12 protein-coding genes are annotated in these 17,016 nt (G+C 56.1%); 5 read left to right on the forward strand and 7 right to left on the reverse strand.

Annotated elements, in window-relative coordinates; translation table 11 throughout:
• From IM282_RS12665 to lrp, 7 genes are all read right to left on the reverse strand, one after another.
• The coding region (locus IM282_RS12665) for a 4Fe-4S binding protein (protein ID WP_001671315.1) at positions 1 to 128 on the reverse strand (128 nt) is incomplete at its 3' end.
• Positions 129 to 138: 10 nt separating this feature from the next.
• Entirely contained in the window at positions 139 to 2,583 is a 2,445-nt protein-coding gene (gene dmsA, locus IM282_RS12670) for a dimethylsulfoxide reductase subunit A (protein ID WP_023299718.1), read from the reverse strand.
• Between the two features lie 211 nt (positions 2,584 to 2,794).
• The gene (gene serS, locus IM282_RS12675; RefSeq protein ID WP_003858266.1) at positions 2,795 to 4,087 is read right to left on the reverse strand and encodes a serine--tRNA ligase; all 1,293 of its coding nucleotides are present in this window, start codon (positions 4,085 to 4,087) and stop codon (positions 2,795 to 2,797) included.
• A 92-nt stretch (positions 4,088 to 4,179) separates the two neighbouring features.
• Positions 4,180 to 5,523: a replication-associated recombination protein RarA gene (gene rarA / locus IM282_RS12680; RefSeq protein WP_022647619.1), complete on the reverse strand. Its 1,344-nt coding sequence runs from the start codon at positions 5,521 to 5,523 to the stop codon at positions 4,180 to 4,182.
• Positions 5,524 to 5,532: 9 nt separating this feature from the next.
• The gene (lolA, locus tag IM282_RS12685) at positions 5,533 to 6,147 is read right to left on the reverse strand and encodes an outer membrane lipoprotein chaperone LolA (RefSeq protein WP_022647618.1); all 615 of its coding nucleotides are present in this window, start codon (positions 6,145 to 6,147) and stop codon (positions 5,533 to 5,535) included.
• 127 nt (positions 6,148 to 6,274) lie between these two features.
• A complete protein-coding gene (locus IM282_RS12690; RefSeq protein WP_192970455.1) occupies positions 6,275 to 9,958 on the reverse strand; it encodes a DNA translocase FtsK 4TM domain-containing protein in 3,684 nt (1,227 codons plus the stop codon).
• A 135-nt stretch (positions 9,959 to 10,093) separates the two neighbouring features.
• Complete coding sequence (lrp, locus tag IM282_RS12695) at positions 10,094 to 10,588, reverse strand: leucine-responsive transcriptional regulator Lrp (protein WP_000228469.1); 495 nt, start codon at positions 10,586 to 10,588, stop codon at positions 10,094 to 10,096.
• 543 nt (positions 10,589 to 11,131) lie between these two features.
• On the opposite strand from lrp, the gene trxB reads away from it, so the two are divergent.
• The 5 genes from trxB to infA all read left to right on the forward strand — a co-directional run bounded on the left by trxB (position 11,132) and on the right by infA (position 16,955).
• The gene (gene trxB / locus IM282_RS12700; RefSeq protein ID WP_022647616.1) at positions 11,132 to 12,100 is read left to right on the forward strand and encodes a thioredoxin-disulfide reductase; all 969 of its coding nucleotides are present in this window, start codon (positions 11,132 to 11,134) and stop codon (positions 12,098 to 12,100) included.
• Positions 12,101 to 12,214: 114 nt separating this feature from the next.
• Positions 12,215 to 13,981, forward strand: coding sequence for a cysteine/glutathione ABC transporter permease/ATP-binding protein CydD (gene cydD / locus IM282_RS12705; RefSeq protein WP_032624541.1), 1,767 nt, complete (start codon positions 12,215 to 12,217; stop codon positions 13,979 to 13,981).
• Positions 13,981 to 15,702, forward strand: a complete 1,722-nt coding sequence (cydC, locus tag IM282_RS12710; protein ID WP_192970456.1) for a cysteine/glutathione ABC transporter ATP-binding protein/permease CydC — start codon at positions 13,981 to 13,983, stop codon at positions 15,700 to 15,702. Before cydD ends, cydC begins: the two co-directional genes overlap by 1 nt.
• 45 nt (positions 15,703 to 15,747) lie before the next feature.
• A complete protein-coding gene (aat, locus tag IM282_RS12715) occupies positions 15,748 to 16,452 on the forward strand; it encodes a leucyl/phenylalanyl-tRNA--protein transferase (protein WP_058676868.1) in 705 nt (234 codons plus the stop codon).
• A 284-nt stretch (positions 16,453 to 16,736) separates the two neighbouring features.
• The gene (gene infA, locus IM282_RS12720) at positions 16,737 to 16,955 is read left to right on the forward strand and encodes a translation initiation factor IF-1 (protein WP_002211347.1); all 219 of its coding nucleotides are present in this window, start codon (positions 16,737 to 16,739) and stop codon (positions 16,953 to 16,955) included.
• The last annotated feature ends 61 nt before the right edge of the window (positions 16,956 to 17,016 follow it).

The following is a 17,016-nucleotide window of genomic DNA, read 5'->3' on the forward strand; positions in this document are numbered from 1 at the left end:
GCGTATTCATAAATACGACGGAAGCTGACGTCCGGGGTCAGGTCTTTATAATCCTTGCAGGCCAGCTCGCAGGTTTTGCACCCGGTGCAGCGGCTGGAATCAATAAAAAATCCATACTGGGTTGTCATCGGTTACTCCTTACGCCTTTTCAACCTGAACGAGGTTTGTGTGGGATGGGTTGCCCTTCGCCAGCGGCGATGGACGCTGCGTAGTGAGAACGTTGATGCAGCCCGCCTGATCGATACGGTTCGCATCCGGGTTATACCAGGCCCCTTCCCCCAGCGCGACAACGCCAGGCATCATGCGCGGAGTCACTTTAGCTTCGATATGCACTTCGCCACGTCCGTTGAAGATACGTACGCGATCGCCATTACTGATGCCGCGCGCTTTCGCATCCATCGGGTTGATCCACATCTCCTGTCGGCAGGCCGCTTTCAGAACGTCAACGTTGCCGTAGGTGGAGTGAACACGCGCTTTGTAGTGGAAACCGGTTAACTGAAGTGGGAATTTCTCCGTCAGCGGATCGTTGTAGTTTTCGAAGCCAGGCGTATAGATCGGCAGCGGATCGATAACGTCCCCTTCCGGCAATTCCCACGTTGCGGCAATTTTTGCCAGCTCTTCGGAGTAGATCTCGATTTTGCCCGACGGCGTGGTCAGCGGATTGGCCTGCGGATCGTCGCGGAAGGCTTTATACGCCACGTGATGCCCTTCCGGATCGCGCTGCTTGTACATGCCCTGCTTGCGGAAGGTATCGAAGTCCGGCAGGTCTGGAATGGCTTTGCGTGAGAGCTCGTGCAGATGGCGCATCCACTCTTCCTGAGTACGCCCCTCTGTGAACTGCTGCTCAACGCCAAGACGTTTCGCCAGCTCGGACGTCATCTCATAGATAGTTTTGCACTCGAAGCGCGGTTTGATGGCCTGGTCTGTGAAGATCACATAGGACATGTTGCCGCAGGAGGCGTCCAGCGCGAAATCCATCTGCTCAGAGGCGGTGCAGTCTGGGAGCAGAATATCGGCATACTTCGCCGATGAGGTCATGTGGCAGTCGATCACCACAATCATTTCGCACTTCTTGTCGTCCTGCAAAATTTCGTGGGTGCGGTTGATCTCTGAGTGCTGGTTGATCAGGCAGTTACCGGCATAGTTCCAGATCATTTTGATCGGCACATCCAGCTTATCTTTGCCCCGAACACCGTCGCGTAGCGCGGTCATTTCCGGGCCGCGCTCGATCGCGTCCGTCCACATAAACATGGAGATGCTGGTCTGAACCGGGTTATCCAGCGTTGGCATACGTTCAAACGGTACTTCATACGAGCCTTCACGCGCCCCGCTATTACCGCCGTGAATGCCGACGTTGCCAGTCAGAATCGAGAGCATAGAAATAGCGCGGGTGGCAATTTCGCCGTTCGCGTGACGCTGCGGTCCCCAGCCCTGGCTGATATAAGCCGGTTTTGCTGAACCAATTTCACGGGCCAGCTGAACAATACGTTCGACTGGAATGCCGGTGATGGTGGATGCCCACTCAGGGGTTTTCGCTACCCCGTCGCTGCCCTGACCAAGAATATACGCTTTGTAATGCCCGTTAGCCGGTGCGCTGGCTGGCAGCGTCTTCTCGTCATAGCCGACGCAGTATTTATCAAGGAACGGCTGATCGACGAGGTTTTCAGTGATCATCACATACGCCAGCGCATTGACCAGCGCCGCATCGGTACCAGGGCGGATAGGGATCCACTCGTCTTCTCGCCCCGCGCCGGTATCGGTGTAGCGCGGATCGACGATGATCATACGTGCGTTGGATTTGGCGCGCGCCTGCTCAAGATAATAGGTTACCCCACCGCCGCTCATACGCGTTTCGCCCGGGTTGTTGCCGAACAACACCACCAGCTTGCTGTTTTCTATATCCGACGGGCTGTTACCGTCTGCCCAGCCGCCATAGGTGTAGTTCAGGCCCGCAGCAATCTGTGCGGAAGAGTAGTCGCCATAATGGTTGAGATAGCCGCCGCAGCAGTTCATCAGGCGCGCTACCAGCGTTTTACCCGGCGGCCAGGAGCGGGTCATGGTGCCGCCCAGCGTCCCGGTGCCATAGTTCAGGTAGATGGATTCGTTGCCGTACTCTTTGATCAGGCGCTGCATGTTGGTCGCGATAATATCGTAGGCTTCGTCCCAGCTAATGCGCTCGAACTTCCCTTCCCCACGCTTGCCGACACGCTTCATCGGATATTTCAGACGATCCGGGTTATAAACGCGACGGCGCATTGAGCGGCCACGCAGACAGGCACGAACCTGGTGTAACCCTTCGTAGTTATCATCGCCGGTATTGTCGGTTTCAACGTATTTGATTTCACCGTCCACAACATGCATACGCAGGGGACAACGGCTACCACAGTTAACGGTACAGGCACTCCACACCACTTTTTCCGGGGCTGAAGCGGGAGACAGAGCCTCCGCCGCCGACGCCAGACGGGTAAAAGGAAGCGTAAAGGCGCTGCTGGCAACCGCCAGACCACCTATTGCCGTGGTTTTCATCAACCCACGGCGAGTGACCTCGGCAGCCATTAACGCTTCAGGCGCTTTGATTTTCATAAAGACTCACTTTGGTTGCTCACAAAGAAAAGAGAGGCGGCGCATACCGCTATATAGTTTTATATATAACGAATTCCTTCGTTACAGGTGTTTTATGCTAACTTTCGTTCGGAGGAGTATTACTACTTTAGAGGGAGGGAATATTGCGTCGTATCAAATCAAAGATATAAAAAAAGCGCCCTGAGGCGCTTTTTTGTTTTGCAGCAAAATATTAGCCGATGAACTGCTGGCCTTTCATGTAAGGACGCAGCACCTCAGGGATCTCAATACGACCATCTGCCTGCTGGTAGTTCTCCAGCACGGCAACCAGCGTACGGCCAACCGCCAGACCAGAACCGTTCAGGGTATGAACCAGACGGGTCTTCTTGTCGGACTTGCTGCGGCAACGCGCCTGCATACGACGCGCCTGGAAATCCCAGACGTTAGAGCAAGAGGAGATTTCACGGTAGGTGTTTTGCGCAGGCACCCAGACTTCGAGGTCGAAGGTTTTGCAGGCGCCGAAGCCCATGTCACCGGTGCACAGCGCCATACGGCGGTATGGCAGCCCCAGCAGCTCCAGCACTTTCTCTGCGTGACCTGTCATCTCTTCCAGCGCGTCCATAGACTCTTCCGGACGAACGATCTGCACCATCTCAACTTTATCGAACTGGTGCATACGGATCAGACCGCGCGTATCACGACCGTAAGAACCGGCTTCAGAACGGAAACATGGAGAGTGCGCAGTCAGTTTGATTGGCAGATCGTCTTCGTCGATGATCTCATCACGCACGAGGTTGGTCAGCGGCACTTCCGCGGTTGGGATCAGCGCGTAGTTGCTGCTGTCAGCTTCTTCGTCCAGCGGACGGGTATGGAACAGATCGCCGGCAAATTTCGGCAGCTGGCCTGTACCGTACAGCGTATCGTGGTTAACCAGATACGGAACGTAGGTTTCGCTGTAGCCATGCTGCTCGGTGTGCAGATCCAGCATAAATTGCGCCAGCGCGCGATGCAGGTGAGCAATCTGACCTTTCATTACCACGAAGCGAGAACCGGTCAGCTTAACCGCAGCCGCAAAGTCCAGGCCCGCGTGCATTTCGCCCAGCGTCACGTGATCGCGCACCTCGAAGTCAAACTCGCGAGGCGTACCCCAGCGTTTCACTTCAACGTTGTCGTTTTCGTCTTTGCCGACAGGGACGCTGTCGTCAGGAATGTTCGGGATCGCCAGAGCGATATCACGAATTTCAGCCTGAAGAACGTCCAGTTCAGCTTTCGCCTGATCCAGCTCTTCACCCAGTTTGTTCACTTCCAGGCGTAATGGCTCAATATCTTCCCCGCGCGCTTTCGCCTGGCCAATGGATTTCGATCGAGAATTACGCTCTGCCTGCAGATTTTCTGTTTGTACCTGCAAAACTTTACGACGCTCTTCAAGAGCGCGCAGCTTATCTACATCCAGCTTAAAGCCCCGGCGTGCCAGTTTTTCAGCGACTGCGTCTGGCTCATTACGCAGCAGATTGGGATCGAGCATGCTTATCCTGTGCTTATCGAATTAAAAGAGGAAAAAGTGACCACAGCCTGCGGCCACAGAGATATATTGCCAACATTACCGCAACGATTGAACTAACGGTAGCGTTTTATAGGGCTATTTTGATCCTGTCCGGCAAGCCAGGCGAGCTTTTCGCCAATCTTACCCTCAAGACCTCTGTTTGTGGGGTGATAATAGCGGGTTTGTGCCATCTCCTGCGGGAAATACTCCTCGCCGGCGGCGTAGGCGTTGGGTTCGTCATGGGCGTAGCGATACTCCTGCCCGTAACCCATCTCTTTCATCAATTTGGTTGGCGCATTGCGCAGATGAACCGGCACATCGTAGTCCGGACGTTCACGTGCATCCGACATCGCCGCTTTGAAGGCGGTATACACCGCGTTACTTTTCGGTGCGCAAGCCAGATAGACAATTGCCTGCGCAATGGCACGCTCGCCCTCCGCAGGCCCGACGCGGGTAAAGCAGTCCCAGGCGGAAATAGCGACCTGCATGGCGCGTGGATCGGCATTACCGACATCTTCTGACGCAATCGCCAGGCAGCGACGCGCGACATATAACGGATCGCCACCGGCGGTGATGATACGCGCATACCAGTAGAGCGCCGCATCCGGAGCGCTGCCGCGCACGGACTTGTGTAATGCAGAGATGAGGTCGTAAAAACGATCGCCTTTATTATCGAAGCGCGCGCTGCGCTCACCGGCAATTTCGGTGAGCAGTTCAGGCTTTAATACGCGCTTGCCCGCATCGTCCACTTCGGCCATATCGGCCATCATTTCGAGCGTGTTCAACGCACGACGGGCATCACCGTTAACCAGTTCGGCGATAGCAAGACGCGTCTCGTCCGGCAGAACGATATCCTGTCCGCCGTAACCACGCGCGTTGTCCTCCATCGCCTGCGTCAGAACTTTTTCGATATCTTCCGTGGTCAGCGATTTAAGCAGATACACGCGCGCCCGGGAGAGCAGCGCAGAGTTCAGTTCAAACGACGGGTTTTCCGTGGTGGCGCCGATAAAGAAAATCGTACCGTCTTCAATGTGCGGCAGAAAGGCGTCCTGCTGGCTCTTGTTGAAGCGGTGAACTTCGTCGACAAACAGAATGGTGCGACGTCCGGCATTGCGGTTTTGTCGCGCCCGCTCGATCGCCTCGCGGATCTCTTTCACCCCCGACGTGACCGCCGAGATGCGCTCAACGTCCGCGTTGGCATAGCGGGCAATCACTTCAGCGAGCGTGGTTTTTCCGGTGCCGGGTGGCCCCCAGAGGATCATGGAGTGCAGATGCCCCGCCTCAATAGCGCGCGGCAAGGGTTTCCCCGCAGCCAGCAGATGTTGCTGACCGATGTACTGCGCTAAATTTTCTGGCCGCATACGGGCGGCCAGAGGTTGAAACGCATTATCTGAAAAATCGAGCGACAGGTTGCTCACTCATGCCTCTTACTTATTGCGTTGGTCGTCCACCGTTACGCCCTGCGGCGGGGTAAAGGTGAATTTCGATGCATCAATGGCGCCGTTTTGCTGAGACTTCAACTGATAGCTGCTGCGCTGATCGTCCTGCTCAACCGCGCCGAACTGATTGATGGTACCGTTGCTGCTCACGTTAATGGTGAACTGCTTCAGATTACCGTTGCTGCCTTTTGGCGTCAGGACGAACTCATCACCGTTTTGTTTGATGTTGTACTGCTGCCAGTCGCTGGACTGGTTACGGGCAATGAGCATAAACGGCGTATTGCTGGTCGCGTCTTTGAGCCAGGTGGCGGTCGCCTGCTCAACAAACGGATTGTAGAACCACAGGGTTTTACCGTCAGACACCAGAACGCTTTCATCCGGCTGGGTCATGTGCCAGTTGAACAGATTTGGGCGTTTTACCCACAAATCTCCCTGGCCTTCCTGCACCGCGTTGCCGCTGCCGTCAGTCACTTTTTGCGTGAAGCTGGCGTGGAAACTGCTCACTTTATCCAGTCGGCTTTTAAGGTCGCTGGCTGCATCAGCCCAGACGCTGCTGGCAACAAAACTGGAGAGTAATGCACAGGCGATGGCGATTTTTTTCATTGTTATTCCTTAAAATACGTCTTCCCGATATGGGGGTTCCGTTTCTATTCTGTACCTGCCCGAAGGCAGGCGACAGAAGAATATGCTTAATTTTTGCTGATTTACCCTTCTTTGCAATCGCTGAAGATTACTCAAAAGGCGGTGGCGCCAGCACCTCACGGTTACCGTTGTGCCCCTGTTCGCTCACGATGCCCTGGGCTTCCATCTGCTCAATGATACGCGCCGCGCGGTTGTAACCGATACGGAACTGGCGCTGCACGCCGGAGATGGACGCTTTGCGTTTTTCGGTGACGAAATTAACCGCCTGGTCGAATAACGGATCCAGCTCTTCGCCGCCGTCAAAACCACCGCCGCCACCTTCGTTTTCGCTGTCAGAGGTGATGCCGTCAACATATTGCGGTCGCCCGCGCGCTTTCCAGTCCTGCACAACCGCGTGCACTTCCTGGTCGCGAACAAACGCACCGTGAACACGCACCGGCGAGGTGGAGTTCGGCCCGGAATAGAGCATATCACCCATCCCCAGCAGCGACTCTGCTCCGCCCTGGTCAAGGATAGTACGGGAGTCTATTTTACTCGACACGGTAAACGCGATACGGGTCGGGATGTTTGCCTTAATAAGACCGGTGATTACATCCACGGACGGACGCTGCGTTGCCAGTACCAGGTGGATGCCCGCCGCACGCGCTTTCTGTGCCAGACGCGCAATCAGCTCTTCCACTTTCTTGCCAACGGTCATCATCAGGTCGGCAAATTCATCCACCAGCACCACGATGTAAGGCAGTTTTTCCAGCACCGGATGCTGGGCATCCATGCTGTCACCCGGCTTCCAGTATGGGTCCGGAATCGGACGGCCCATACGCGCCGCCTCGGCGATTTTCTCGTTATAACCGGCCAGGTTACGCACGCCCAGCGCCGACATCAGCTTGTAGCGACGCTCCATTTCATTGACGCTCCAGCGTAATGCGTTGGCGGCGTCCTTCATGTCGGTAACCACTTCCGTTAACAGATGCGGAATGCCTTCGTAGACGGACAGTTCGAGCATTTTTGGGTCGATCATGATGAAACGCACGTCTTCAGGCTGCGCTTTGTAGAGCATACTGAGGATCATGGCGTTCACACCGACCGATTTACCCGAGCCTGTTGTACCCGCAACCAGCAGGTGCGGCATCTTCGCGAGATCGGCAACCACCGGATCGCCGGCGATATCTTTACCCAACACCACGGTCAGCGGGGACGGGTTGTCGCGGAATTTGGTGTTATCCAGAACTTCACGCAGATAAACGGTCTGGCGTTTCTTGTTTGGCAGCTCAAGGCCAACGTAAGGCTTGCCTGGGATCACTTCCACCACGCGTACCGCCACGGTGGACAGAGAACGCGCCAGGTCGCGGGAGAGGTTAGAAATACGCGCCGCTTTTACGCCCGGTGCCAGGTTCAGTTCGAAACGGGTGATCACCGGGCCCGGTGAGTAGTTCACCACGTCCGCTTTAATGCGGAAGTCAGCCAGACGCGCTTCCACCAGACGGGCCATCTGCTCAAGGGCAAAGGTATCCACCGGCTCGACTTCCGCTGGCGGTGGCGTTAACAGATCCAGCGACGGCAGCGGCGTACTTGGTCGTTGCAGCGGTCGGCTGTCTCCGTTACGCATCAGCAGCGGGTGAATCAGGCTCTCCTGCGGCTGTGGTGCTGGCTGCTGGAACTGTGGCTGAGGCGGTGGAGAAGGTGTCTGCGGCTGCGCATACGCCTGCGGCGCCGGCTGTTGCGGCTGCACGTAAGCCTGTGGTGCAGGCGGCTGACGCACCGGCTCCGCTTCCGGCATTACGCTCGGCGTGAACAGCGGTTCGCTTGGGCCATCATCCACCAGATCTTTCATTGGTGAGAATTCGAAATCCGACAGCGAGAACGGGTTTGCCCCCGAAGGTTGCTCACCGGAATAACGCTGCTGCTGCGTTGCTGCAAACTGGCGCGCCAGCTCCGCTTCGGCCGCATCATCGTCGTCCTGCTGTGAAGGCACGTGATGCTGTGAAGGCACGTCATGCTGATACTCTTCGCCGTAACGCTGATTCTGCTGGGCAGCAAACTGACGCGCCAGCTCATCCTGATGCAGTTCGTCGGCATCATCTTCGTAGTCGGACTCACGGGCTTTTTCTTCCGCCATACGCTGGGAAGGCAGTTTAATGCCATAAGAGGCCAGCTCCCGGCGAGTCGGTACGCGCACGCGGTTAGGGCGCGGCAGCTGTGGACCAATGCCCTCTTTCACCTGAGGACGCGGGGCGCTGTCGGCTGCCGGGCTGAATAGCGGAGCGGACGCGGCAGCGGCTGCCGTTGCCTGCTTCACGGCTTCAGCACCCGACGCGACGGCTGACGTAGGTTCTACAGGTGGAACGCTTACAGTAGGCGCTTTTGCAATGGGCTCCTGTACCGGCTCGGGCACGGGCTGATACCAGGCGGCAAGCTGCTCGCGCTCACGGGCGCGGCGCTCTTCCACTTCTTCAAAATAGTATAATGGCGGACGGGATGGCTTCGCTTCCTCCACCACTTCGGGTTCAGACACCGGTGCAACGTATGGCTGTTCATGTACAGCGGGTTCGGGCGTATAAGCCTGATACGGTTGTTGCGGCACGCTGGCAGGCTCAGGCGGCTGATACGGTTGCTGCCACTGTTCCTGCTGCACAGGAATATAACTTTCAGGCTCAGGTGCAATGGTCGGTTCAGGCGTATGGACGCCTGGCGCAGTCTGCCAGTCTACCTGCGGTTGCTGGATCGCGGACTCCGGTGCCGGAACAGGCGAGGACGGCATCACGGCTTCAACAGGCGCAACATGGGCCTGAGCAGCCGTCGTTGCGGCAGCAGCAGCGGCTACCGGTTCAGTCACGGAGTGGCCATTCAGCAGCGGATCGTATTCGTCATACTCTCCCGGCGTGGCTCGATGGCCAGAGAACAGTACGTCATCAGGGTCGACGGCCGCACCGCGATACTCAATCTGCTCGTCTTCATCCATACGTTTGCCGGAGAACAGCGCGGCATCCGTTTTACGGCCTAACGGGTTAGCAAATTTTTCAGCGACGCGCTGGCGGCGCGCCAGAGCACCGCGCAGAATACGCGCGCGGCGAGATTCACGCCGCTGTACAGGCGCCTCGTCTTCCTCTTCGTACTCATCTTCATACTCGTCTTCATCGACCCACGTATCGTCACGACGGGTACGGTTGCTGGCGAACGTCAGCAGCGTCAGAATAAAGCTGCCGATCTTCTCAGCAATGCTCACCCAGGACCAGCCGGTAAACAGCGTCAGGCCCGCCGCCCAGATACAGAGCAGCGCCAGCGTGCCGCCGCTGCTATGAAGCATTGGTTGCAGCGCGGAGCTCAACAGGCTGCCGATCACCCCGCCGGAGGCGAAGTACCAGATATCATCAGCGTTGATCGCCGCCAGCCCACAGGAGGTGAGGATCAGCGCCAGGGCGCCAATCAGGCGCAGCGAAACGGCAAAATAATCGATGTAGTCGTCGTTCTGTCGATGACGCCAGGCAAACCAGCATCCGCCAATAATGATGACGGGAAGGGTATAAGCCATCACTCCGAAAATGAAAAAGAGCGTGTCCGCAAGCCAGGCACCGGGAACGCCACCTAAGTTATGAATAGGCTCATGCCATGCGGTTTGCGACCAGCTGGGATCTGAGGGGTTGAAACTGAGTAAGGCGGCCATCAGCCAGACGGCAAAAAGGGCAATAACAATCAGTAACGCCTCGAGGAGACGACGTCCGCTGCTTAGCTTAGATAATGTGACTTCTTTGTCTTCAGTGTATTCCTGGCTCAAGAAAGGCTCTCCAGGTATCAGGCATGTCCTGCCTGTGTGCTAAAACGGACAACAGCGCCGGGTATCCCCGGCACTGTTGCTGTATGGATTAACAGGAGTGTAATCAAACTACACTGATTTTGCACCTGTTCCGTGTTAGCGCGTCTTAATAACCAGACGATTGCTCTGTTTGACCTCTTCCATCACCACATAAGTACGGGTGTCGTTCACGCCTGGCAGACGCAGCAGGGTTTCACCCAGCAGCTTACGGTAGGCGGACATATCAGGCACACGGGTTTTTAACAGGTAGTCAAAATCACCGGAAACCAGATGACACTCTTGAATTTCTTCAAGTTTTTGTACAGCGGCGTTAAATTGCTCAAACACATCCGGCGCACCACGATTCAGAGTAATCTCAACAAATACCAGAAGTGAGGCATCCAGATAATGCGGGTTTAGCAGAGCCGTATAGCCCTGGATAAAACCCTGTCTTTCCAGTCGACGCACACGCTCAAGGCACGGCGTCGGGGAAAGTCCCACACGTTTTGAAAGCTCGACGTTGGAAATACGCCCATCCTTTTGCAATTCATTAAGAATGTTACGATCGATACGGTCGAGATCTTTGCCAGGGCGCTTCTTGCTATCTACCATTATTATTGTCTCTCTGTATTCCTTCCCTACTCCTGCCTGGACCCTGTGCACATCACTGTTCAGAGCCTGCACCCGTTATTCATCACATCGCCTGGTTATGTATTAGACGCGATGTGGATTCGGGGTCTGCGGTAAGAAGACCGTTGCCCGAAAGCAGTCACAGACATCACGTATGGCGTCTGTCCACACCATGCGTAGATTTCACTGACCCGGTAAAAATGGCATTTACGTGCATGTCTATTCGGCATGCAGTTCATGCGTCTTTTTTTCTTCCTTGAATGTTTTCGCAAAAGCGCAGGGGATTGTCAAAGCAAAACATCGATTTTTAGTACAAGATGCCGGATATTCATTACGGGGGGGTATTAATCATCATTTTATTGCCTTATAAACGCGCGATTTTCAGTAGCAGACGTGATATGACCGTGTCTTATCCATAGGGCGTGACTATTGCATATATCGGAAGCAAAACTGTCGTGCTCTTTTTTTACGGCAACAAATTCCCTACAATCCAGCCCATTGCCTGCCAACAACAATGGGGATCTCATGGGCACGACCAAACACAGTAAGCTGCTAATCCTTGGTTCTGGACCTGCGGGATATACCGCAGCGGTCTATGCTGCACGCGCTAACCTGCAACCGGTACTGATTACCGGGATGGAAAAAGGCGGTCAGCTGACCACCACCACGGAAGTGGAAAACTGGCCGGGCGACCCGAACGACCTGACCGGGCCGCTGCTGATGGAGCGCATGCACGAGCATGCTGCTAAATTCGAAACCGAAATCCTGTTCGACCACATTAATAAAGTGGATTTGCAGAACCGTCCGTTCCGTCTGACCGGCGACAGCGGTGAATACACCTGCGATGCGCTGATCATCGCTACCGGTGCCTCTGCCCGTTATCTCGGTCTGCCGTCTGAAGAAGCATTCAAAGGGCGCGGCGTATCAGCCTGCGCGACCTGCGACGGTTTCTTCTATCGCAACCAGAAAGTTGCGGTGATTGGCGGCGGCAACACCGCTGTGGAAGAAGCGTTGTATCTGGCGAACATCGCCTCAGAAGTACACCTGATCCACCGTCGCGACACCTTCCGCGCCGAGAAGATCCTGATCAAACGCCTGATGGATAAAGTGGCGAGCGGCAACATTGTGCTGCATACCAACCGTACGCTGGAAGAAGTGACCGGCGATCAGATGGGTGTGGCAGGTCTGCGAATTCGTGATACGCAGAACACCGACACCGTCGAAACGCTGGAGGTGGCAGGCCTGTTTGTGGCAATCGGTCACAGCCCGAACACGGCCATTTTCGAAGGCCAACTTGAGCTGGAGAACGGCTACATCAAAGTGCAGTCTGGCATTCACGGCAATGCGACGCAGACCAGCATCCCAGGCGTCTTCGCGGCTGGCGACGTGATGGACCATATTTATCGTCAGGCGATCACCTCTGCGGGCACCGGCTGTATGGCCGCGCTGGACGCAGAACGCTATCTGGACGGACTGGCAGAACAAGGTAAATAATCTTTACAAGTCAGTAACAAACGTAAATAAAGGCGGCCACTGGTCGCCTTTATTTTTGCTCACGTGTAACATGCAGATGTCTAATTTCTTATAACGTCACCTGCAAAGTACGCAATGGAAAAAACCCGTCAACAAGAGTTAACGCGCTGGCTGAAACAGCAAAGCGTTCTGTCCCGCCGCTGGCTTATGATTTCCCGCGTTCTGGGATTTATCAGCGGTCTGTTGATTGTTGCCCAGGCATGGCTGCTGGCCCGCATTCTCAATCATATGATCATGGAGAGCATCCCGCGCGAAGCGCTGCTGCTGCCGTTTATCGTTCTGGTGCTGGTTTTCGTCCTGCGTGCGTGGGTGGTCTGGCTGCGCGAACGGGTTGGGTTCCATGCCGGCCAGCACATCCGCTATGAGATCCGCCGCAAAGTGCTCGACCGGCTTTCGGAAGCCGGGCCTGCGTGGATCCAGGGCAAACCGGCCGGTAGCTGGGCGACGCTGATCCTTGAGCAAATCGACGATATGCACGATTACTATGCGCGTTATCTTCCACAGATGGCGCTGGCAGTGTTTGTGCCTCTGATGATTGTTATCGCCATCTTCCCTGTTAACTGGGTAGCGGCTCTGATCCTGATGGGGACCGCCCCGCTCATCCCGCTGTTTATGGCGATGGTCGGCATGGGTGCGGCAGATGCTAACCGTCGCAACTTCCTTGCGCTGGGTCGGTTGAGCGGTCATTTCCTGGACCGTCTGCGCGGAATGGAAACCCTGCGGATCTTTGGTCGTGGTGAAGCGGAAACCGAAAACATTCGCCTGGCGTCGCAGGATTTTCGTCAGCGCACCATGGAAGTGTTGCGCATGGCCTTCCTTTCTTCCGGCGTGCTCGAGTTCTTTACCTCCCTGTCGATTGCGCTGGTGGCGGTTTACTTTGGCTTCTCCTACCTCGGCGCGCTGGACTTTGGCCACTACGGTACGGCGGTCACGCTTTCCGCCGGGTTCCTGGCGCTGATCCTGGCCCCGGAATTTTTCCAGCCGCTTCGCGATCTCGGCACCTTTTACCATGCCAAAGCGCAGGCGGTGGGTGCTGCCGACAGCCTGAAAACCTTTATGGAAACGCCGCTGGCACATCCGGAGCGTGGTGAGGTGACGCTGAATACGAACGATCCGGTGACCATTGAAGCACAGGATTTTTCTGTTCTGTCGCCTGAAGGCAAAGTGCTGGCCGGCCCGCTAAACTTTACCCTGCCTGCCGGGCAACGTGTGGTGCTGGTGGGTACCAGCGGCTCAGGTAAAAGCTCATTGTTGAATGCGCTGTCAGGTTTTATGGCGTACACCGGATCGCTGCGTATCAACAAAACGGAGCTACGCGAGCTCGATCCTGATGCCTGGCGTAAACAGTTAAGCTGGGTGGGTCAAAACCCTCAGCTGCCTGCCCCGACGCTGCGCGAGAATGTGCTGCTGGCAAGGCCGGATGCACGTGACGATGAGCTGCAATCGGTCCTCGACCGCGCCTGGGTCAGCGAGTTTTTGCCGCTGCTTGCGCAGGGTGTCGATACCGTCATTGGCGATCAGTCTGCCGGGCTGTCAGTGGGCCAGGCACAGCGCGTCGCGGTTGCCCGTGCGCTGCTGAACCCCTGTTCGTTAATGCTGCTGGACGAACCCGCCGCCAGCCTGGATGCACACAGCGAGCAGCGCGTGATGGATGCGCTTAACGCAGCCTCACGCCAGCAAACTACCCTGATGGTGACCCACCAGCTGGAAGGTATTGCCGACTGGGATCAGATCTGGGTGATGGAAAACGGACACATTGTTGAGCAAGGCGATTACGCCGCGCTTGTTGCCGCGCAGGGGCCCTTTGCGACCCTGCTGGCGAACCGTCAGGAGGATATCTGATGCGCGCCCTGCTTCCCTATCTTGCTTTGTATAAACGCCACAAATGGATGCTGACGCTCGGGATCGTACTGGCGATTATCACTCTGCTCGCCAGCATCGGCCTGCTTACGCTTTCTGGCTGGTTCCTCTCCGCATCTGCGGCCGCAGGCTTTGCCGGGCTATACAGCTTTAACTACATGCTGCCTGCCGCCGGGGTGCGCGGCACGGCGATTACGCGAACTGCCGGGCGCTACTTCGAACGCCTGGTCAGCCACGACGCGACCTTCCGCGTGCTGCAACACCTGCGTATTTATACGTTCAGCAAATTGCTGCCCCTCTCCCCTGCCGGGCTGGCACGTTTTCGGCAGGGCGAATTACTCAACCGCGTAGTTGCGGATGTGGATACGCTGGATCACCTCTATCTGCGCGTCATCTCGCCCATGGTGGGCGCGTTTGTGGTGATTGTCGTGGTCACGCTGGGGTTGAGTTTCCTGGATGTTCCCATCGCACTGACGCTCGGCGGCATCATGCTGATGACGCTGATTATTCTGCCGCCCCTGTTTTATCGTGCAGGTAAAACCACCGGGGAAAACCTGACACGTTTGCGCGGGGAATACCGCCAGCAGCTCACCTCCTGGTTGCAGGGTCAGGCCGAGCTCACCATTTTTGGTGCCAGCAAGCGCTACCGCACCCGTATGGAAAATACGGAACTGAACTGGCATGAAGCCCAGCGTCGCCAGTCTGAACTGACCGCGTTTTCTCAGGCGCTGATGATGTTAATCGGTGGGTTTGCCGTTATCGCCATGCTCTGGATGGCCTCCGGTGGCGTGGGCGGTAACCCGCAGCCTGGCCCGCTGATTGCGCTGTTTGTTTTCTGTGCCCTGGCAGCCTTCGAAGCCTTAGCCCCGGTCACCGGCGCCTTTCAGCATCTCGGCCAGGTGATTGCCTCTGCGCTGCGCATTACGGATATTGCAGAGCAGGAGCCGGAAGTGAAGTTCAGCGCGGGTCAAACCATCGTGCCGGAGCAGGTCGCGCTGACGCTCAGCAACGTCACCTTCGCCTACGACAAGCAGGCGCAATACGCGCTGGAAGATATCAGCCTTTCTGTTGATGCCGGGCAGCGCATTGCGATCCTTGGCCGTACGGGATGTGGCAAATCGACGCTTCTGCAACTCCTCACGCGCGCCTGGGACCCGCAGCAGGGCGAGATTCGGTTTAACGACCTTCCGCTGTCTGATTATAGCGAAGCGGCCTTGCGTAAAACCGTCAGCGTCGTGCCCCAGCGTGTGCACCTGTTCAGCGCTACGCTGCGCGATAATCTTCTTCTGGCGGCACCGGACGCCTCTGACGATACGCTGCGGGCGATGCTGGAACAGGTTGGGCTGCACAAGCTGCTTGAGGACGACGGGTTGAACAGCTGGCTGGGTGAAGGGGGCCGACAGCTTTCCGGCGGCGAACTGCGTCGTCTGGCCATCGCGCGCGCCTTGCTGCACGATGCGCCGCTGATGTTGCTGGATGAACCGACAGAAGGTCTGGATGCGACAACCGAGAGTCAAATTCTTGATTTACTGACAAAGGTGATGAAAGGCAAAACCGTGCTGATGGTCACTCACCGCCTGCGCGGGCTGGTGAATTTCGATCGAATAATTGTGATGGACAACGGACACATAATTGAGCAAGGTAATCACGCAGAGCTGCTGGCAAAACAGGGTCGCTACTACCAGTTTAAACAGCGCCTGTAGACTATATTTGTAGCGTCCTCTCTCGCGTACTGGAGTTCTGTTGTCATGCGCCTGGTGCAGCTTTCTCGCCATAATATTGCGTTCCCTTCTCCGGAGGGGGCGCTGCGTGAACCTAACGGATTGCTGGCTTTGGGCGGCGATCTCAGCCCGGCGCGTCTCTTAATGGCTTACCAGCGCGGCATCTTCCCGTGGTTTTCTCCCGGCGACCCGATTTTATGGTGGTCTCCGGACCCGCGAGCCGTGCTGTGGCCCGGGCAGTTTCACCTGAGCCGCAGCATGAAACGTTTTCACGCAAATTCGCCCTATCGCGTCACGCTCAATCACGCCTTCGGGCAGGTAATCGAAGGCTGCGCTGAAGATCGTCATGAAGGCACCTGGATAACCCGCGATATCATTATCGCCTACCACCAGCTTCATGAGCTGGGCTACGCGCACTCCATCGAAGTATGGAAAGAGGATAACCTCGTTGGGGGGATGTACGGGGTGGCGCAGGGCACGCTGTTCTGCGGCGAGTCGATGTTCTCCCGCGCCACGAATGCGTCGAAAACCGCGCTGCTGGTTTTTAGCCAGGAATTTGCCCAACGCGGCGGACAACTGATGGATTGTCAGGTGCTGAATGAGCACACCGCCTCGCTCGGCGCGGTTGAAATTTCCCGCCGACGCTATATCGAACACCTTGAACAGTGCCGACTGGAGACTCTTCCGCGCGATTTTTGGGTTCCCAGAATGCTCTTTATGCCCAATGCCTAAATGTTTTCCGCATATTTTTTATGAGGGTGTTATAATTACGCCGCAGAGTAGCTTCTGCCTGTTGCCCCGCCGCCGTTTGGGACCCTCGCTTCAGATAACGTCCTGACGTTTATCCTGTCGTATCCCCTTTACGAATGCGCTTTCCGTTCGGTTGTACCGTGACGCTTGGGCAATACGCTGAAATTGTTTTGCTGCGTTTTAAACGCGCAATTCTTTACTTAATTGATGAATTTCGGCATTATCTTGCCGGTTCAAAACTTGGTAGTGATACCCCAGAGGATTAGATGGCCAAAGAAGACAATATTGAAATGCAGGGTACCGTACTTGATACGTTGCCTAATACCATGTTTCGCGTAGAACTGGAAAACGGTCACGTGGTAACTGCGCACATCTCCGGTAAAATGCGCAAAAACTATATCCGCATTTTGACGGGCGACAAAGTGACTGTTGAACTGACCCCGTACGACCTGAGCAAAGGCCGCATTGTCTTCCGTAGTCGCTAATTGTTTTCGCCTGTAATGGCAGATGAATATTTAAAAGGTCGGGACAATCCCGGCCTTTTTT

The organism is Enterobacter cloacae complex sp. P29RS (assembly GCF_014893445.1).
Taxonomy (GTDB): domain Bacteria; phylum Pseudomonadota; class Gammaproteobacteria; order Enterobacterales; family Enterobacteriaceae; genus Enterobacter; species Enterobacter intestinihominis.

What these genes read in the sequence shown, in the direction of transcription:
- dmsA (WP_023299718.1), bottom strand. Translation starts at nt 2,583, where the DNA reads ATGAAAATCAAAGCGCCTGAAGCGTTAATGGCTGCCGAGGTCACTCGC.
- serS (WP_003858266.1), bottom strand. Translation starts at nt 4,087, where the DNA reads ATGCTCGATCCCAATCTGCTGCGTAATGAGCCAGACGCAGTCGCTGAA.
- lolA (WP_022647618.1), bottom strand. Translation starts at nt 6,147, where the DNA reads ATGAAAAAAATCGCCATCGCCTGTGCATTACTCTCCAGTTTTGTTGCC.
- lrp (WP_000228469.1), bottom strand. Translation starts at nt 10,588, where the DNA reads ATGGTAGATAGCAAGAAGCGCCCTGGCAAAGATCTCGACCGTATCGAT.
- trxB (WP_022647616.1), top strand. Translation starts at nt 11,132, where the DNA reads ATGGGCACGACCAAACACAGTAAGCTGCTAATCCTTGGTTCTGGACCT.
- cydD (WP_032624541.1), top strand. Translation starts at nt 12,215, where the DNA reads ATGGAAAAAACCCGTCAACAAGAGTTAACGCGCTGGCTGAAACAGCAA.
- cydC (WP_192970456.1), top strand. Translation starts at nt 13,981, where the DNA reads ATGCGCGCCCTGCTTCCCTATCTTGCTTTGTATAAACGCCACAAATGG.
- aat (WP_058676868.1), top strand. Translation starts at nt 15,748, where the DNA reads ATGCGCCTGGTGCAGCTTTCTCGCCATAATATTGCGTTCCCTTCTCCG.
- infA (WP_002211347.1), top strand. Translation starts at nt 16,737, where the DNA reads ATGGCCAAAGAAGACAATATTGAAATGCAGGGTACCGTACTTGATACG.